The 16475-nt window shown below is 64.0% G+C and carries 12 protein-coding genes and 1 riboswitch; of the genes, 7 read left to right on the forward strand and 5 right to left on the reverse strand.

The window, feature by feature from the left end:
- Window positions 1-9: 9 nt before the first annotated feature.
- Together R2N11_RS00650 and R2N11_RS00655 are read right to left on the reverse strand one after the other, a co-directional pair.
- Window positions 10-2544 (reverse strand): ABC transporter permease, encoded by a 2535-nt coding sequence (locus tag R2N11_RS00650; RefSeq protein WP_316679779.1) that lies wholly within the window; start codon window positions 2542-2544, stop codon window positions 10-12.
- Window positions 2545-2609: 65 nt separating this feature from the next.
- Window positions 2610-3710 (reverse strand): substrate-binding domain-containing protein, encoded by a 1101-nt coding sequence (locus tag R2N11_RS00655; protein WP_199029158.1) that lies wholly within the window; start codon window positions 3708-3710, stop codon window positions 2610-2612.
- A gap of 159 nt (window positions 3711-3869) precedes the next feature.
- On the opposite strand from R2N11_RS00655, the gene R2N11_RS00660 reads away from it, so the two are divergent.
- Window positions 3870-4718 carry an ABC transporter substrate-binding protein gene (locus R2N11_RS00660; RefSeq protein ID WP_316679780.1) on the forward strand — a complete coding sequence of 283 codons (849 nt, stop codon included), beginning with the start codon at window positions 3870-3872 and terminating at the stop codon, window positions 4716-4718.
- Between the two features lie 42 nt (window positions 4719-4760).
- Here R2N11_RS00660 and R2N11_RS00665 read toward each other — a convergent pair whose 3' ends face one another.
- Window positions 4761-5705, reverse strand: coding sequence for a LysR substrate-binding domain-containing protein (locus R2N11_RS00665; protein ID WP_021195021.1), 945 nt, complete (start codon window positions 5703-5705; stop codon window positions 4761-4763).
- Between the two features lie 225 nt (window positions 5706-5930).
- Here R2N11_RS00665 and xdhA point away from each other — a divergent pair, with 225 nt between their 5' ends.
- From xdhA to R2N11_RS00695, 6 genes are all read left to right on the forward strand, one after another.
- Entirely contained in the window at window positions 5931-7457 is a 1527-nt protein-coding gene (gene xdhA / locus R2N11_RS00670) for a xanthine dehydrogenase small subunit (protein ID WP_199029154.1), read from the forward strand.
- A 23-nt stretch (window positions 7458-7480) separates the two neighbouring features.
- A complete protein-coding gene (gene xdhB / locus R2N11_RS00675; RefSeq protein WP_316679781.1) occupies window positions 7481-9847 on the forward strand; it encodes a xanthine dehydrogenase molybdopterin binding subunit in 2367 nt (788 codons plus the stop codon).
- A 20-nt stretch (window positions 9848-9867) separates the two neighbouring features.
- The gene (gene xdhC / locus R2N11_RS00680) at window positions 9868-10902 is read left to right on the forward strand and encodes a xanthine dehydrogenase accessory protein XdhC (RefSeq protein WP_316679782.1); all 1035 of its coding nucleotides are present in this window, start codon (window positions 9868-9870) and stop codon (window positions 10900-10902) included.
- 2 nt (window positions 10903-10904) lie between these two features.
- Window positions 10905-11942 carry an adenosine deaminase gene (locus R2N11_RS00685; protein ID WP_316679783.1) on the forward strand — a complete coding sequence of 346 codons (1038 nt, stop codon included), beginning with the start codon at window positions 10905-10907 and terminating at the stop codon, window positions 11940-11942.
- A 27-nt stretch (window positions 11943-11969) separates the two neighbouring features.
- Window positions 11970-13304 carry a guanine deaminase gene (gene guaD, locus R2N11_RS00690; RefSeq protein WP_199029146.1) on the forward strand — a complete coding sequence of 445 codons (1335 nt, stop codon included), beginning with the start codon at window positions 11970-11972 and terminating at the stop codon, window positions 13302-13304.
- 13 nt (window positions 13305-13317) lie between these two features.
- Window positions 13318-13435, forward strand: a riboswitch (yybP-ykoY riboswitch).
- 210 nt (window positions 13436-13645) lie between these two features.
- Window positions 13646-14215, forward strand: coding sequence for a TMEM165/GDT1 family protein (locus R2N11_RS00695; RefSeq protein ID WP_316679784.1), 570 nt, complete (start codon window positions 13646-13648; stop codon window positions 14213-14215).
- Between the two features lie 267 nt (window positions 14216-14482).
- On the opposite strand, the gene R2N11_RS00700 is transcribed toward R2N11_RS00695, so the two are convergent.
- A complete protein-coding gene (locus R2N11_RS00700) occupies window positions 14483-15751 on the reverse strand; it encodes a urate hydroxylase PuuD (RefSeq protein WP_316679785.1) in 1269 nt (422 codons plus the stop codon).
- 17 nt (window positions 15752-15768) lie between these two features.
- Window positions 15769-16122 (reverse strand): hydroxyisourate hydrolase, encoded by a 354-nt coding sequence (gene uraH / locus R2N11_RS00705; protein ID WP_199029134.1) that lies wholly within the window; start codon window positions 16120-16122, stop codon window positions 15769-15771.
- Between the last annotated feature and the right edge of the window lie 353 nt (window positions 16123-16475).

Here is a 16475-nt window from a genome sequence, read left to right on the forward strand (position 1 = left end):
AAAAAACGATCAGGCATCGCGCAGCGTTGCCATGGCTGGGCGTCGCAGCACATCGCGCAAACCCAGCCAGCCACCGGCAAAGGCGCACAGCATGCCGCCCACGATGCCCACCGGCAAGATCGCCGGGTTGAATCGGTATGGGAAGTCGAACACATGCGCCGACAACACCCAGCCAATGGCGATGGCACCCACACCCGCCATCAACCCGGCCAGGCCGCCCACGATCAGCACCTCGGCATACTGCGTCTGTCGCACAATGCCGGAACTCGCACCCAGCGCGCGCAACACGCCAGCATCGCGCAAGCGCTCGTCGCGAGAACCGGATAGCGCGGCATACAGCACCAGCACACCCGCCGCCAGCGTGAAGACAAAGAGGAACTCCACCGCCACCGTCACCTGATCCAACACGCCTTGCACCTGTTGCAGGATCAGCTCGGTATCCACCACCGTCAGGTTCGGGAACTCGCGCACCAGCTTGGCCGGCAGATCAGCCTGTCCTGCCGGAATGCGGAACGCCGTCACGTAGGTCTGCGGCATGTCGTGCAGCGCCACGGGCGGCAGGATCACAAAGAAGTTCACGCGCATCGAGCTCCAGTCGAGCTTGCGCAATGACGTGATGGGCGCATCCACCGTCTGCCCGGCGACATCGAAACGCAGTACGTCGCCCAGGTGCAGATTCAACGTCTTGGCGATGCCCTCCTCCACCGACGCCTCGGGCTTCTGCCCGCCAAACCACTGGCCGGCGATGATGCGGTTCTCAGGCGGTTGCTCGGTCGCGTAGGACAGATTGAACTCGCGCTCGACCAGGTTACGCGCACGGGATTCCGCATACGTCTCTCGGCCGATGGTCTGACCATTCACCTGCGTCAGGCGACCGCGCACCATCGGGTAAAGCTTGGGATCGGCCACTCCCGCACGGGCCAGCACCTGCGACACCGCCTCCATCTGGTCAGGCTGGATATTGATGATGAAGCGGTTGGGCGCATCGGCCGGCGTGGCGTTGTGCCAAGAGCGGATCAGGTCATTGCGCGTCATGGCAAGCAGCAGCAGTGCCATCAGCCCGACAGCCAGCGCCACGGTTTGCAGCACGCTCACGCCGCGGCGGCGCTCCAGCACAGCCAGCGCAAAACGCCAGCCGACGCCCAGCGCACGACCGCGCCCGAGGGACGCCGCCAACGCGCGCAGCCCGCCGGCCGCCAGCAACGCAAAGACAAGGATGGCGCCAGCAAACCCGCCCGCCGTCAGCACCCCCAGCTTCACATCACGCGCCGACACCACCAGCAACGCGAAGAATGCGGCCGCCCCCAGCGCATAGCCCACCCACGCAGCGATAGCACGCTCATCCACGTCACGTCGCAGTACGCGCAGCGGTGGCACGCGCACCAGGCTTAGCAACGGCGGCACGGCAAAGCCGACCAGCAGCACCAGACCCGCCGCCACCCCCACCGCTGCCGGCCACACAGACGGCGCCGGCAACGAGACCGTCACCAGATCGCCCAGCGAGGCCAGCAGCAGCCAGTGCGCGCCATAGCCCAGCGCCACACCCACCAGCGAACCCAGCACGCCGATCAGCAGAAACTCCAGCGCAAAAGTCCCGAGAATCTGCCCCTGCCGCAGCCCGAGGCACTTGATGATCGCCACCGCATCGGTATGCCGTGCGGTGTAGCGGCGCGCCGCCATGGTGATCGCCACGGCCGCGATCATCGCGGCGAGCAAGGCGACGAGCGAGAGGAAGCGCTCGGCACGATCCAGTGTTTCGCGCATCTGCGGCTGGCCGTTCTGCAAAGACTCGATGCGCACGCCGCGTACTTGGCGTGTCTTCAGTTCCCTTTCGGTCCAGTTGCGGAAGGCGATGGTAGCGGCATCGGGCCCGGCCACCAGCAGACGATACGTGACGCGGCTGCCGTAAGTGACAAGGCCGGTGGAAGCCAGATCGGCCATCGGCAGCATCACGCGTGGAGCAAAGTTCATGAAGCCGGCACCGCGGTCCAGCTCCTGCGTGATGACGTGGGCGATCTGGAAGGTGCGCGTGCCCAGGCGGATGGCATCGCCCACGCGCAAGCCCAGGGCTTCGAGCAATGGTGCGTCAACCCACACCGTGCCCGCAGAAGGAATGGCGCGGATAGGCGCACCAACGGTATCGCGCCCGTCGCCGCTTACCTTGAGCGTGCCACGCAGCGGGTATCCTGCATCCACCGCCTTGATGGCCGCCAGTTGCGATGCTGGCTCGCCGGAAGCACCGTTGGTGAGCGTGCTGGCCATGCTGGGGAAGGTGGCGGTATGCGTCACCTCCAGGCCACTGGCGCGCGCATGCGCCTCGATGTCGGCTGGCAGCGGCTGATCAGACACCACAAGCACATCTGCGCCGATCAATTGACGCGCATCGCGCTCCAGACCAGCGTGCATGCGGTCAGCCAGAAAACTGACAGAGGCCAGCGCGGCCACGGCCAACACCAGCGCAACAAGCAGCAGGTTCAGCTCGCCGGCGCGCCAGTCGCGGCGCAGCATGCGCAGGGCTTGAGTCCAGACGAAAAAACGTGACATGGGCAGAACATGGATGGGGCGCATATCGTCATTGATCGCGCAAACCCCGCCATGTTCGCACGACTTCAATGGGCCAGCGCGCGGGCGTCCTCAGCGTGCCAAGGGAGCGCCTGGTCGGCTGTCAGCAACGAAACGTGTTCCGTCGCACGATATCCCGCCAGATGGCTCAGGCCTTCACGGAACGTCGGCTGACCGATGCGCTCGATCAGCTCGCGCACCCACGAGGCAAGCGCGTCATTGCGGCGCACCGCCAGGTAGTACGTCTCACGCGTGAGCGGCACGAAATGCAGGCCGTGGGCCTGCGCACCGGGGCGCAGGCCAAACCCGACATCCGCCCGCCCTTCCTGCACGGCCACGGCGATCTTGTCGCTGGAGAACTCCTGCTCGTCGTAACCGTTGATCTGATCGGGGTACAACCCGGCCGCCACCAGCAGTTGATCGAACAGCAAGCGCGTGCCCGAACTGCGCTGACGGTTGATGAAACGTGCCTGGGTCCGGGCCAGATCCTGCAGCGACTGCACGCGCCCCGCCCACTCCGGCGACATCATCAACCCCTGCTCCCGATCGGCCAGGGCGATCAGGCGCACGGCGGTCGGACGCAGCCACTTGCGCAGCGTCTGATGGGCAAGTGAGCCAGCGCCCTGTTGCGGCGCCACATAGAAGCCAGCCACCTCGCACTGTTTCTCCTGCAGGCAGATCAGTCCTTCCACGGCGCTGCAGAACACGGTATCGAGCTGCGAAGCCTGGCTTTCATGCGCAAAGGTCTCGGCCAGCACTTCCACCGCCGGATCATGACTGCCCGAGAAGCGAATGCGCGTTTGCGATTGCGAGGCGTCTTCCAGCTCCGCCATGAACTGGCCCATGGCCTGGCGCACGGCCGGGTCCAGCTGCTCGCGCAGGCGCATCTCCGCACGCAGCATCCGCTCGCCAAACAGCGTGAGCGATGCCCCACGACCGCGTTCCATATCCAGCAGCGCCCGCCCGAGCATCTCTTCCCATGAGCGCATCACGCCCCATGCGTGCCGGTACGACAACCCCACCTGCTTGGCTGCCCGGTGCAGCGACCCCGTTTCACGCACCGCCCGCAGCAACTGAAAGACCTTGCCGTTGGCGCGCGGATTGTCGTCCGCGCCAACCACCGGGAACACCTCAAACTGGAACGTCATTATGTTTGTGATTTCCTATTTACTTCGCTCATGCTCCCGGAGAACAATTCCCGTCATTTCCCGGGGCGGGCGCATCGTGGCTGCCGACCGCCTCAATGTTGCCGCCATCATGCAACATCCGACATAAAGCGTCCACGCCTCTTACATCCTGCTCACCACATGCCTGGATTGCTCCAAACCCTTCGGCTGTCAGCCATTACGTGCCTGGCCCTCACTTTTGCCAGCGCTGCATATGCAGGCGATCTCCGCATGGCTACCACCACCAGCACGGAAAACTCCGGTTTGCTCAAGGTGCTGCTGCCCAAGTTTGAGGCGGCCACCGGCATCCATGTGCAGGTGATTGCCGTTGGCACCGGCAAGGCGGTCAAACTGGGGGAATCGGGGGACGTGGACGTGGTGCTGGTTCACGCCCGCCAACTGGAAGACGCCTTCGTGGCCTCGGGCGGCGGCATCGACCGGCGTGACGTGATGTACAACGACTTCATCCTCGTCGGCCCGACGGCGGACCCGGCGGGCATCCGCGGCCAGAAGAACGTGATTCAGGGCATGGAGACCATCGCCAGCGCCGGCGAGAAGGCTGGCACCAAGTTCATCTCGCGTGGCGACAACTCCGGCACCGATGTGATGGAAAAAGCCTACTGGAAGACCGCCAACATTGAGCCGAAGGGCAAGCCCTGGTACGTGAGCGCAGGCCTGGGCATGGGTGAAGTGCTGAACATGGCCGCGCAGATGAACGCGTACACGCTATCCGACCGCGCCACCTACGGTGCCTACCGCGCCAAGACGGGCCTGGACATCGTGCTGGCCGGCGACCCGCGTATGTTCAACCCGTACGGCATCATCGCCGTGAACCCGAAGAAATACCCCAGCACGAACTATGTGGATGCGACCAAGCTGATCGAATGGATCACCTCGCCCGCCGGCCAGCAGGCCATTGCCGATTTCAAGGTGAACGGGGAGCAGGTGTTCTTCCCGAACTACGGGAAGGCGTTGGCGAGCGGGAAATAATCACGCTGCGTGCGGAACGTCTTTCTGGGACAGGACGGCAGCTCAGGCTGCCGTTTCCAATTGCGGATGCTGCGGCAGCTCAGCAGCCACTTCGCCGATCATCCGGCGCAGCCACATCACATCGGGCGCGGCATGGCTGCGCTCGTGCCAGAGCTGGTAGAAGCGCATCTTCGGGAACGCCATGGGCGTCGGCAAAATGCGGATCGGCAGGTACTGCGCACAATGCGCGGCAAACTGGCGGCCGGTCGTGAAGACCAGATCCGTACGCATCAATACGTACGGCACCAGCCCGAAGTACGGCAGCGACACCTGGATCTGGCGCTTAAGCCCTTGCTCTGCAAGTGCCTGATCGATCATGCTGCGCTGCATGACAGCGTACGGCGCGGGTGCCAGGTGCGGCATCTCCACGTAGTGCTTGAGCGAGATCCCCTTGCGCGCCAGCGGGTGCTGCGCACCCAGCATGCAGACGACTTCATCGTCGAACAGCGGCGAAATGTGCAGATGCTCGGGCGGCGAAAGCCAGTTGCCGATCACCAGATCCATACCGCCCTGCTCCAGCGCCGCCAAATAGTCGACACCGGCATTGAGCGGGTGCACCACCAGCTTGGCCTGCGGTGCTTGCTTGCGCAGGCGCTCCACGATGTTCGGCAGGAAAAAGGCGTCGAGGTAATCCGGTGCGCCCAGGTGGAAGGTGCGTGTTGTGTTGGCCGGATCGAACTCCTGTGACGGGCGCGCAATACGCTCCATCGCCTCCAGGCTCTGCTGGGCCAGTGCAAGCAGGTCGTGGCCGCGCTCGGTCGGCACCATGCCGTTCTTGCCGCGCACGAGGATGGCGTCGCCCGTAATCTCGCGCAGGCGCTTGAGCGTGTTGCTGATGGCCGGTTGCGACTGGCCAAGCTTGACGGCCGTACGCGTCACGCTCTGCTCGGTGAGCAGCGTGTACAGGACGCGCAGGAGGTAGGTATCGAGGTGATCTTTGCCGTGCATCTGGAGGCGAGAATGGGTGGCGAAGGGGGCAGCGCCGTACCGTCTATAAAACGTGCGAGGGGGACGCTGTCAGTGTATGTCACTTGTACATCGCGCCGCCAGACCACTACCGGCGGGTATACCCCGGATTTTGGCTTTCCGATGCGGGTTATCACATGGGCCAAATATTGCATTCCTGGCCCGGTGCTATGGTTCCGTTACACACACAAACAGGCGTAAAACCCCATGGAGACTCAGCCCATCCGCTTCTTTCACCGCGGCCAGGTGCGCACCGTCACGGATGCCCCGATCACCCGCACGGTGCTTCAATACCTGCGTGAAGACGCACACTGCACAGGCACCAAGGAAGGGTGTGCTGAGGGCGATTGCGGTGCATGTACCGTGGTGCTCGGTGAGCTGCAGGAAGACGGCAGTGTCGGCCTGAAGGCTGTCAACGCGTGCATCCAGTTCCTGCCCACGCTCGACGGCAAGGCACTGTTCACTGTGGAAGACGTGCGCGGCAAGGACGGCACGCTGCACCCCGTGCAAGAAGCCCTGGTGGAGTGCCACGGCTCGCAGTGCGGCTTCTGCACGCCGGGCTTTGTGATGTCGCTCTACGCGCTGTATGAGAACACCGGCAACGAGGCGCCCATCCCCTCGCGCCAGGCCATCTGCGATTCGCTGACTGGCAACCTGTGCCGCTGCACCGGCTACCGCCCCATCATCGACGCGGGCGAGCGCATGTTCGAGCTGCCCTCCCCGGCTGGCATCGACCGCACGCAACTGGCGGAAACGCTGCGCAACATCCAGCGCAAGGACACCTTCAGCTACGCCCCTGTCGGCACCGAGAATGCGCCGCGCTTCTACGCCCCGCGCACCGCCTCAGCCTTCGCCGCCATCAAGGCCGCGCACCCGAACATCCGCATCCTGGCCGGCAGCACCGACGTAGGGCTGTGGGTCACCAAGCAGTTCCGTGAGCTGGGCGACATCCTCTACATCGGTCAGGTGGCCGACCTGTACGCACTGGAAAAGCGCAACGGCTGGATCGAAATCGGCGCTGCCGTCTCGCTGGAAAAGGCCTACGACTTCCTCGCCGCGGACTACCCCGAGCTGACCGAGCTGTGGAAGCGCTTTGCCTCACTGCCGATCCGCAACGCCGGCACGCTGGGTGGCAACATCGCCAACGGCTCGCCGATTGGTGACTCGGCACCGGCCCTCATCGCTATCGGCACGCGCGTCGTGCTGCAGCGTGGCGAAGTGCGTCGCGAACTGCCGCTCGAAGACCTCTACCTCGCCTACCAGAAGAACGCGATGGAAGAAGGCGAATTCGTGGCCGGCCTGCGCATTCCGGTGCGCGAAGGTCGCGATGCCATGCGCTTCCGCACGTACAAGCTGTCCAAGCGCTTTGACGAAGACATCTCGGCCGTGTGCGCAGCACTCGCCATCGAGCTGGACGGCGACATTGTGCGCAGCGCACGCATCGCTTACGGCGGCATGGCAGCAACGTCTAAGCGCGCCACCGAAACCGAAGCCGCCATCACCGGCCAGCCGTGGAACGAAGCGACCGTGCGTGCTGCCATGGCAGCCATGTCGCGTGATTACACGCCGCTGACCGATATGCGTGCCACCGACAACTACCGCCGCATCTCGGCGGCCAACACGGTGTACCGCTTCTGGCTGGAAACCCGTACCGACGCGCCGCTCACGCCCGAACAGATCAATGTGCGTGCGGTCGAACTGAATACCCTCACCGCTGCAGGTAGCGTCAACTAAGTCCGACTGCAAAGAGACATCGTATGAACAAGCAAACCGAGGCCTTCCTGCTGGCGGAAGCCGATATTGCGGCGGCCATTCCTGATCAGCGCGGTGCTGTAGTCGGCATCTCGCGCCCGCACGAGTCCGCCCACCTGCACGTTGCCGGCACCGCCACCTACACCGACGACATCCCCGAGCTGGCCGGCACGCTGCACGCTGCACTCGGCATGAGCACGCAAGCGCATGCGCGCATCGTCAACATGGACCTGGACCGCGTGAAGGCGGCGCCGGGTGTGGTGGCCGTGTTCACGTCGGCGGACATTCCGGGCACCAATGATTGCGGCCCGATCATCCACGATGATCCGATTCTGGCGACCGACACGGTGCACTTCATCGGCCAGCCGATGTTCATCGTGGTGGCCACGTCGCACGACGCGGCGCGCCGTGCGGCACGCCTGGGCAACATCGAATACGAAGTCCTGCCCGCGCTGCTGACGCCCGAAGACGCACGCGCCGCCGGCCGCTCCGTGCTGCCGCCGATGCACCTCAAGCGTGGCGAACCCGCCGAGCGCATCGCGGCCGCGCCGCATTCGGAAGCCGGCCAGATGTCGCTGGGTGGGCAGGAACAGTTCTACCTGGAAAGCCAGATCTCGTACGCGGTGCCGAAGGAAGACAATGGCATGCACGTGTGGTGCTCGACGCAGCACCCGACCGAGATGCAGCACATGGTGTCGCACATGCTGGGCTGGCACGCCAACCAGGTGCTGGTGGAATGCCGCCGCATGGGCGGCGGCTTTGGCGGCAAGGAATCGCAATCGGGCCTGTTTGCCTGCTGCGCTTCGCTGGCCGCATGGAAACTCGCCTGCCCCGTCAAGCTGCGTCCGGACCGCGACGACGACATGATGATCACCGGCAAGCGTCACGACTTCCGCTTCGGTTACGAAGCCGGTTATGACGACACCGGCCGCATCCTCGGCATCACGTGCGACATGACCTCGCGTGCCGGTTTCTCGGCCGACTTGTCCGGCCCGGTGATGACGCGTGCCATCTGCCACTTCGACAACGCCTACTGGCTGTCGGACGTGGAGATCGACGGCTTCTGCGCGCGCACCAATACGCAGTCGAACACCGCATTCCGCGGCTTCGGCGGCCCGCAGGGCGCGTTTGCCATCGAGTACATCATGGACAACATCGCGCGCTCGGTCGGCAAGGATGCGCTGGACGTGCGCCGCGCCAACCTGTACGGCAAGGACAAGAACAACGTCACGCCTTATGGCCAGACCGTGGAAGACAACGTCATCCACGAACTGCTCGACGAACTGGAAGCGACGTCCGACTACCGCGCCCGCCGCGAAGAGATTCGCGCATTCAACGCAACGAGCCCGGTACTCAAGCGCGGCTTGGCGCTGACGCCCGTGAAGTTCGGCATCTCGTTCAACGTGAAGCACTTCAACCAGGCCGGCGCGCTTGTGCACGTGTACAACGACGGCTCCATCCTCGTGAACCACGGCGGCACCGAAATGGGCCAGGGCCTGAACACGAAGGTCGCGCAAGTGGTTGCACACGAACTGGGTGTGGCCTTCACCCGCATTCGCGTGACGGCAACGGACACCAGCAAGGTGGCCAACACGTCAGCCACGGCGGCATCGACCGGCAGCGACTTGAACGGCAAGGCCGCGCAGGACGCCGCACGCCAGATCCGCGCACGCCTGATCGCGTTTGCCGCAGAACACTACGAAGTGCCCGTCGAGACCGTCGCCATCGTGGGCGATCAGTTGGAGATTGGCGCACGCCGCGTACCGTTCAACGAGCTGATCAACAAAGCCTATGTTGCCCGCGTGCAATTGTGGTCTGACGGTTTCTACGCCACGCCCAAGCTGCATTGGGATCAGTCCAAGCTGAACGGTCGTCCGTTCTATTACTACGCGTACGGCGCCGCCGTGTCGGAAGTGGTGGTGGACACGCTCACCGGCGAATGGCGTCTGCTGCGCGCTGACGTGCTGCACGACGCCGGCCGCTCCATCAACCCAGCGCTGGATATCGGCCAGGTGGAAGGCGCCTTCATCCAGGGCATGGGCTGGCTGACCACGGAAGAACTGTGGTGGAACAAGAACGGCAAGCTGATGACGCACGCGCCGTCCACCTACAAGATCCCGACCGTGAACGACTGCCCGCCGGACTTCCGCGTGCGACTGTTCAACAACGCCAACGTGGAAGACAGCATCCACCGCTCCAAGGCGCTGGGCGAGCCGCCGCTGCTGCTGCCGTTCTCGGTGTTCTTTGCTATCCGCGATGCAGTGGCCGCCGTGGGTGATGGCCGCACCAACCCGCCGCTGAACGCCCCGGCGACCAGCGAGGAAATCCTCAAGGCCGTCGACGCCATCCGCAGCGCCCCGCTGTCCGCTTGAGCCGAAGTACGGAGACCGTCATGGACCACACGCAACTGCGCCCGTTCCGTTTTGCCGACGTGCTTGCCACCGTGCAAGCGGGGCAGCCGTGCGTGCTGGTCACGGTGACGGACGTGCAAGGCTCCGCCCCACGCGAGCCGGGCACGCTCATGCTGGTGTGCACCGACGGGTTCTTCGGCACCATCGGCGGTGGCCATCTCGAATGGCGTGCCATGGAAATCGCGCAAGCGATGATGGATGCACCCCAAGCCATTGGCGACGCCCGCCGCCAGTTCGTTCGCATTCCACTCGGCCCGGCATTGGGCCAGTGCTGCGGCGGCGTGGTGCGCCTGTCGCTGGAGCGCCTCGACGCACGTGACGCGGAGTGGATCGCCCTGGCCGACGACGCCATGCGCCAGCGCCGCAGCCTGCGCCGTTTTGTCTCCGCTGACGCGGCTATGCCTGTTGAAGCAACGATCGGTGATGCGGCAGCAGCAGGCGTTACGCTCGACGCCAGCGGCTTCACCCAAACGGTGTTGCCACCCGACATGTCGATCGTGCTGTGCGGTGCCGGCCATGTCGGCCACGCCATCGTGCGTGCACTCGCGCACCTGCCCTGCCGCGTGACGTGGGTGGACGAACGCGATGCGATGTTCCCGTTCCCCACCGAGGTACCGGCGAACGTCGTCATCGAATCCACCGATACGCCGGAAGCCGTGATCGACAACGCGCCTGCCGGCAGCTACTTCCTGGTCATGACGCACAACCATGCGTTGGACCTCGCTCTGTGCGAACGCATCATGCGCCGCACGGACTTTGCCTACTTCGGCCTGATCGGCTCCAAGACCAAGCGCGCCCGCTTCGAGCACCGCATGGTGGAGCACGGTGTGGACCCGGCACGCTTGCCGGAAATGGTGTGCCCGATTGGCGTGGCAGGCATCGTGGATAAGGCGCCGGATATCATTGCAGTATCCGTCGTCGCCCAACTCCTGCAGGTGCGTGAGCTTCAGCAGCACGCGCTCACCACAGCCAGCGGTGGAGCGGCGGTCCCTTACCGCGTCCCCACACCCGTCTGATTATGCCGCTCTCGCCCACCCTTGCAGAACGCATCGCCACCAGCCCGAAAGCCGAACTGCACATCCACATCGAAGGCTCGCTCGAACCCGAACTGATGTTCGCGCTGGCCGAGCGCAACGGCGTCAAGCTGCCGTATGCCTCCGTTGAAGAAGTGCGCGCGGCTTACGCCTTCGACGATCTGCAATCGTTTCTCGACCTCTACTACGCAGGCGCCAGCGTGCTGCTCACCGAGCAGGACTTCTACGACATGACCGCCGCCTACGTGGCGCGTGCGCTTGCCGACAACGTCCGCCACGCCGAAATCTTTTTCGACCCGCAGACGCATACCGCGCGCAACGTGCCAATGCACGTGGTGATCGGCGGCATCGTCCGCGCCCTGGATGACGCGGAGCGCGAGCATGGCTTCTCCAGCAGCCTGATCCTTTGCTTCCTGCGCCATCTGAGCGAGGAAGATGCGTTCGCCACGCTGGAAGCCGCCCTGCCCTACATCCAGGACCCGGCCAACCGGATCATCGGTGTGGGGTTGGATTCGTCCGAGCGCGGCAACCCGCCGGAGAAGTTCGCGCGCGTGTTTGCCGAGTGCAAGAAGCTCGGCCTGCGCCTGGTCGCCCACGCGGGTGAAGAAGGCCCGGCGCAATACGTGATCGACGCGCTCGACATCCTGAACGTGGAGCGCATCGACCACGGCGTACGGGCCATCGACGATGCCGCACTCGTCAAGCGCCTCGCCGCCGAGCGCATCGCGCTGACGGTCTGCCCGCTGTCGAACGAGAAACTGAAGGTCTACCCCGACTTGCGCGATCACTCGCTCAAGCAATTGCTGGACGCAGGATGCGCAGTGACCCTGCACTCCGACGATCCAGCCTACTTTGGCGGCTACATGAACACCAACTGGCTCGCCACCTTCAACGCCCTGAACCTGTCCGCCGCCGACGCCCATGCGCTCGCGCGCAACAGCTTCGAGGCGTCCTTCCTGCCCGAGCAGGACAAAACGATGTGGCTTGCCAAGGTCGACGACCACTGGAAGCACACGCACTAAATCACACACCGCGCCCACGAAACAAAGATGACCACCATGCCTCCGACTTCCAACACCGTTCACGCGTACCGCGGCCGTGTGCTGCATTTCCTGCACGATCCGCAGTATCGCGAGCGCGATGCCTATGAGTATTGGGAAGACGGCCTGCTCGTGGTCATGGGGGGCAAAGTCGTGCAAGCTGGCGACTACGCCGCTCTGCGCGAGAACCTCCCTGCTGGTACCCAACTGCACGACTACAGCGGCAAGCTGATCGTGCCGGGCTTTATCGATACGCACGTGCACTTCCCGCAGACGGACATGATCGCCTCCCCGTCGCCTGGGCTGCTGCATTGGCTGGAGACGTACACCTTCCCGGAAGAACGCCGCTTCGAGAGCGAGCAGTACGCCGCGGGCGTCGCCTCGTTCTTCCTCGATGAGTTGCTGCGCAACGGCACGACCAGCGCGATGGTGTGGAGCACCGTGCATCGCGGCTCCGCCGAGACGCTGTTCAGCCAAGCGCAGCAGCGCGGCATGCGCCTCATTACCGGCAAGGTGATGATGGACCGCAACTGCCCGGAATACCTGCAAGACACGGCGGAATCCGGCGCACGTGATTCGGCGGATCTGATCTCGCGCTGGCACGGCAAGGATCGCCTGGCCTACGCCATCACGCCGCGCTTCGCGCCCACCTCGAGCGAAGCACAGCTGGCGGCCACCGGCGAGTTGGCCAGGCAGTACCCGGACGTCTTCATCCAGACCCACGTTGCCGAAAACCCGGACGAAGTGAAGTGGGTGGCCGAGCTGTTCCCGAACGCACGCAGCTACCTGGACGTGTACGACCGCTACGGCCTGCTGCGCAAGGGTGCCTTCTACGGCCACGCCATCTGGCTGGACGACAGTGATCGCCAACGCATGGCGGAATCCGGCGCTGCCGTGGCGCACTGCCCCACGTCCAACCTGTTCCTGGGCAGCGGCCTGTATAACTTCCACAAGAATGATGCACACCGCCTGGCGCTGACGCTCGCCACCGACGTGGGCGGTGGCAGCTCGTTCTCGATGCTGCGCACGATGGGTACGGCGCACAAGGTTGCGCGCATGGGTGGCTATCACCTGACCGCACTGCGCATGTTCTACCTGGCCACGCGCGGCGCTGCCGAGGCACTGGGCTGGGAAGACCGCATCGGCAGCTTCGTCCCGGGAGCGGAAGCCGATTTCATCGTGCTGGACCCAGCCGCCACGCCGTTGCTGGCACGCCGCAACGCGCGCTCGGAAACGCTGGAAGAACTGCTGTTCTCGCTCGCGCTGCTGGGCGAAGATCGTGCCGTATCCGCCACGTACATCCAAGGCGAGCCGGCCAAGTTTGCGGTTGGCGCCAACGCCTGATCCACTTATAATCCACGCTTCCATTGGGGAGTAGCCGCCCGGGGTCGATACCCTGGGGGCCACGTCAACAGACTTGACCGTCGTCGCAATGACTGACGGTTATGGCGTGGTCAGCCGCACCCGAATCTGCTCACGATCCGTAGCGAGCAGCCCGAGATTGGACCGAGAAGCGCAACCGTACATGGGTACGGTGGGCATCGCAGGTTCAAGATCGGGTTGTGCAGTGGGATCGGGAGTGGATTCGACGGTGACGCGCCTGGCGAGACCGATGACACACCTCTGCGGATAGGGCCGGCAGCGGTGCGTCATTGGTTCGCATACGGCCCGGACACCACCACAACATGGAAGCCTTCCTCGTCTCCACCGGCATCGTCGCGCTCGCTGAAATCGGCGACAAAACCCAACTGCTGTCGATCCTGCTGGCTGCGCGCTTTCGCAAGCCGGTCCCGATCATCATCGGCATCTTCGTCTCCACGCTAGTCAACCACGCGCTCGCCGGCGCCGTCGGCGGCTGGATTACGCATGTGCTCGGTGAAAACGTGCTGCGCTGGATTCTCGGCGCCGCCTTTATCGCCATGGCCGGCTGGATGCTGATCCCGGACAAGCTCGACGACGAAGAGGCACCGAAAGACACGCGCGGCCTGGGCATCATCGGTACCACCATCGTTGCGTTCTTCTTTGCGGAGATGGGCGATAAGACGCAGATCGCCACCGTGGCACTGGCAGCGCGCTTTAACGACGTGGTTTCGGTGGTGGCTGGCACGACCATCGGCATGCTGCTGGCCAATGTGCCGGCAGTGTTGATGGGCAACAAGTTCGCCTCGCGTATGCCGATCAAGCTGGTGCACCGGATTGCGGCGTTGATCTTTTTGGCGCTGGGGGTGTTGGCGTTGTTGGGCGTCGGCAAGTAAGTGCAGATCAAAGGCGCTCGGCGCCTGCTTACAGCTTCGCAGCAACTACTCGAGGTGGGGGCGAGACACCGCCCTCAAGTCGCACTTGCAAAACACGTATAGCGGTATCGAGATCGGTCCCACAGAAGCGCCGTAGACAAACTCTCGGAGCGAAAAAAAACGGGGCCTTAGCCCCGTTCAACCCTCACCGGTCATGTCACCCGCTAGGGAACGAATGACATGCTCCGATAAACCGTTTCTGTTGTTGCTCTTGCTCTGGCAAGCGCCTCAGTTGGTCTTGGCGCCGCCTTCAAACCACTTGGCGATGATCGTGCGCTCGTCGTCGGTGATGTTCGTGACGTTGCCCAGCGGCATCAGCTTCTGTTGCACCACCTGCTGGTAGACGAGCTGTGCGTGCGCAGACAACTGGTCCGGCGTATCGAGCAACACGCCCTTAGCCGGAGAAGGCATCAGAGTAGGATGCGCCGAGTGACATTGGTAGCACCGCGCGGTAACGACTGCCTGTACTTTGGCGAAGTCCGAACCGCCAGCGGCTGCCGGAGCGGCTGCAGCAGGCGCAGAAGCACCACCTTCTGCCGCTGCTGCGGGCACTACCGCTGCCGGTGCTTCTGCCACAGGGGCTGCCGGACGCTGCACCGGCGCCAGCCACACAGCCACGCCCAGCAGCACTGCAACGCCGGCTGCCGGATAGGCCCAGTTCACCACGCCCTTGTGCTTCAGGATGAAGAACTGACGGATCAGCACGCCTGCCAGCATGATCAGCACCAGCACAACCCAGTTGTACTTGAAGGCGTACGTCATGCTGTAGTGGTTCGACAGCATCGCGAACAGCACTGGCAGCGTGAAGTACGTGTTGTGCACGCTGCGCTGCTTGCCACGCTTACCGTGGATCGGGTCCGGCTTCTCGCCGGCCTTGAGCGAAGCCACCACCTTGCGTTGCCCCGGGATGATCCAGAAGAACACGTTGGCGCTCATGATGGTCGCGATCATCGCGCCGATCAGCAGGAATGCCGCGCGGCCCGAGAACAGGTGGCACGCCGCAAACGCCGCCAGCACCACATAGATCGCCACCAGAATGCCCACCACGCGATCGTTCTTGCCGAACACACGGCAGATGGTGTCGTACACCAGCCAGCCAACCACTAGGAAGCCCAGCGCCAGCAGCACCGCCGTCGTCGCCGACATGTCGAACACGTTGCGGTCGATCATGTAGACGTTGGCGTTGAACAGGTACACCACCGTCAGCAGCGCAAAGCCCGACATCCAGGTGGAGTACGACTCCCAGTAGAACCAGTGCAGATGATCCGGCAGTTGCTTTGGTGCCAGCAGGTACTTCTGCGGGTTGTAGAACCCGCCGCCGTGCACGGCCCACAGCTCGCCGTCGACGCCCTTGTCCTTCAGGTCCGGTGCGGTCGGCTTGGTCAGGCTGTTATCCAACCAGACGAAGTAGAACGACGAACCGATCCACGCGATCGCGACGATCACGTGCAGCCAACGCAGCAAGAGGTTGGCCCAGTCGAGGATATAACCTTCCATGATGACTCCCTGCCCTGTTAGCTACCGCGATAGGTCGAATACGACCACGGCGACACCAGCAGCGGCACGTGGTAATGCGCGCTGGTATCAGCCACGCCAAAGCGCAGCGTCACCACGTCCAGGAACGCGGGCTCGGGAAGTTTGACGCCGGCTGCGCGGTAGTAGTCGCCCACCGCGAAGTCCAGCTCATAGACGCCGGTCTGCAGCGCGTCGCCTTCCAGCAGCGGCGCATCGCAACGGCCATCGTGATTGGTGCGAACCGATTTCACCGGTTGGCGTTGATTGTCGACAATCTTGAACAGAGCGATCGCCAGGTTTTGACCCGGCGTGCCTGCAGCGGTGTCGAGCACATGGGTAGTCAAGCGTCCCATTTGTCTTCCTCTGTAGTTCGAATTTTCAGAAGCGCCGCTGCCTCCACTTGCACCTCGCGCCAAACCCTTGCGTGACAAGGGCTGGCGTCGGGGCCCGCTCGGTACGTGCTGAGCACGCATCCCGGCGCGCGTCCAGCCGGTTTACGCTTGCCCCCCATGCCTGTTACCCAGACTGGAGGGGACATGCCAAACCGGCAAAGCCGTCGCTCGTTCGGGGTCCGACTCCGTGCTTCCGCCGTGTCCCTAGACCGGACTCGAAACAGGGATTTCCCTAGTTTGTCGGATTCCTGAACGCATTTTGTTGACAATATTGAAGGCGCCCACGAATAATTGTCAACAGATTTTCGCAGCAG

The sequence above is a fragment of the Ralstonia flaminis genome (genome assembly GCF_958415495.1).
In the GTDB taxonomy this organism is placed as follows: domain Bacteria; phylum Pseudomonadota; class Gammaproteobacteria; order Burkholderiales; family Burkholderiaceae; genus Ralstonia; species Ralstonia flaminis.

Bases quoted from the DNA above. Each gene is read 5' to 3' on its own strand.
- R2N11_RS00650 (WP_316679779.1), bottom strand. From the start codon at position 2,544: ATGTCACGTTTTTTCGTCTGGACTCAAGCCCTGCGCATGCTGCGCCGC.
- R2N11_RS00655 (WP_199029158.1), bottom strand. From the start codon at position 3,710: ATGACGTTCCAGTTTGAGGTGTTCCCGGTGGTTGGCGCGGACGACAAT.
- R2N11_RS00660 (WP_316679780.1), top strand. From the start codon at position 3,870: ATGCCTGGATTGCTCCAAACCCTTCGGCTGTCAGCCATTACGTGCCTG.
- R2N11_RS00665 (WP_021195021.1), bottom strand. From the start codon at position 5,705: ATGCACGGCAAAGATCACCTCGATACCTACCTCCTGCGCGTCCTGTAC.
- xdhA (WP_199029154.1), top strand. From the start codon at position 5,931: ATGGAGACTCAGCCCATCCGCTTCTTTCACCGCGGCCAGGTGCGCACC.
- xdhB (WP_316679781.1), top strand. From the start codon at position 7,481: ATGAACAAGCAAACCGAGGCCTTCCTGCTGGCGGAAGCCGATATTGCG.
- xdhC (WP_316679782.1), top strand. From the start codon at position 9,868: ATGGACCACACGCAACTGCGCCCGTTCCGTTTTGCCGACGTGCTTGCC.
- R2N11_RS00685 (WP_316679783.1), top strand. From the start codon at position 10,905: ATGCCGCTCTCGCCCACCCTTGCAGAACGCATCGCCACCAGCCCGAAA.
- guaD (WP_199029146.1), top strand. From the start codon at position 11,970: ATGACCACCATGCCTCCGACTTCCAACACCGTTCACGCGTACCGCGGC.
- R2N11_RS00695 (WP_316679784.1), top strand. From the start codon at position 13,646: ATGGAAGCCTTCCTCGTCTCCACCGGCATCGTCGCGCTCGCTGAAATC.
- R2N11_RS00700 (WP_316679785.1), bottom strand. From the start codon at position 15,751: ATGGAAGGTTATATCCTCGACTGGGCCAACCTCTTGCTGCGTTGGCTG.
- uraH (WP_199029134.1), bottom strand. From the start codon at position 16,122: ATGGGACGCTTGACTACCCATGTGCTCGACACCGCTGCAGGCACGCCG.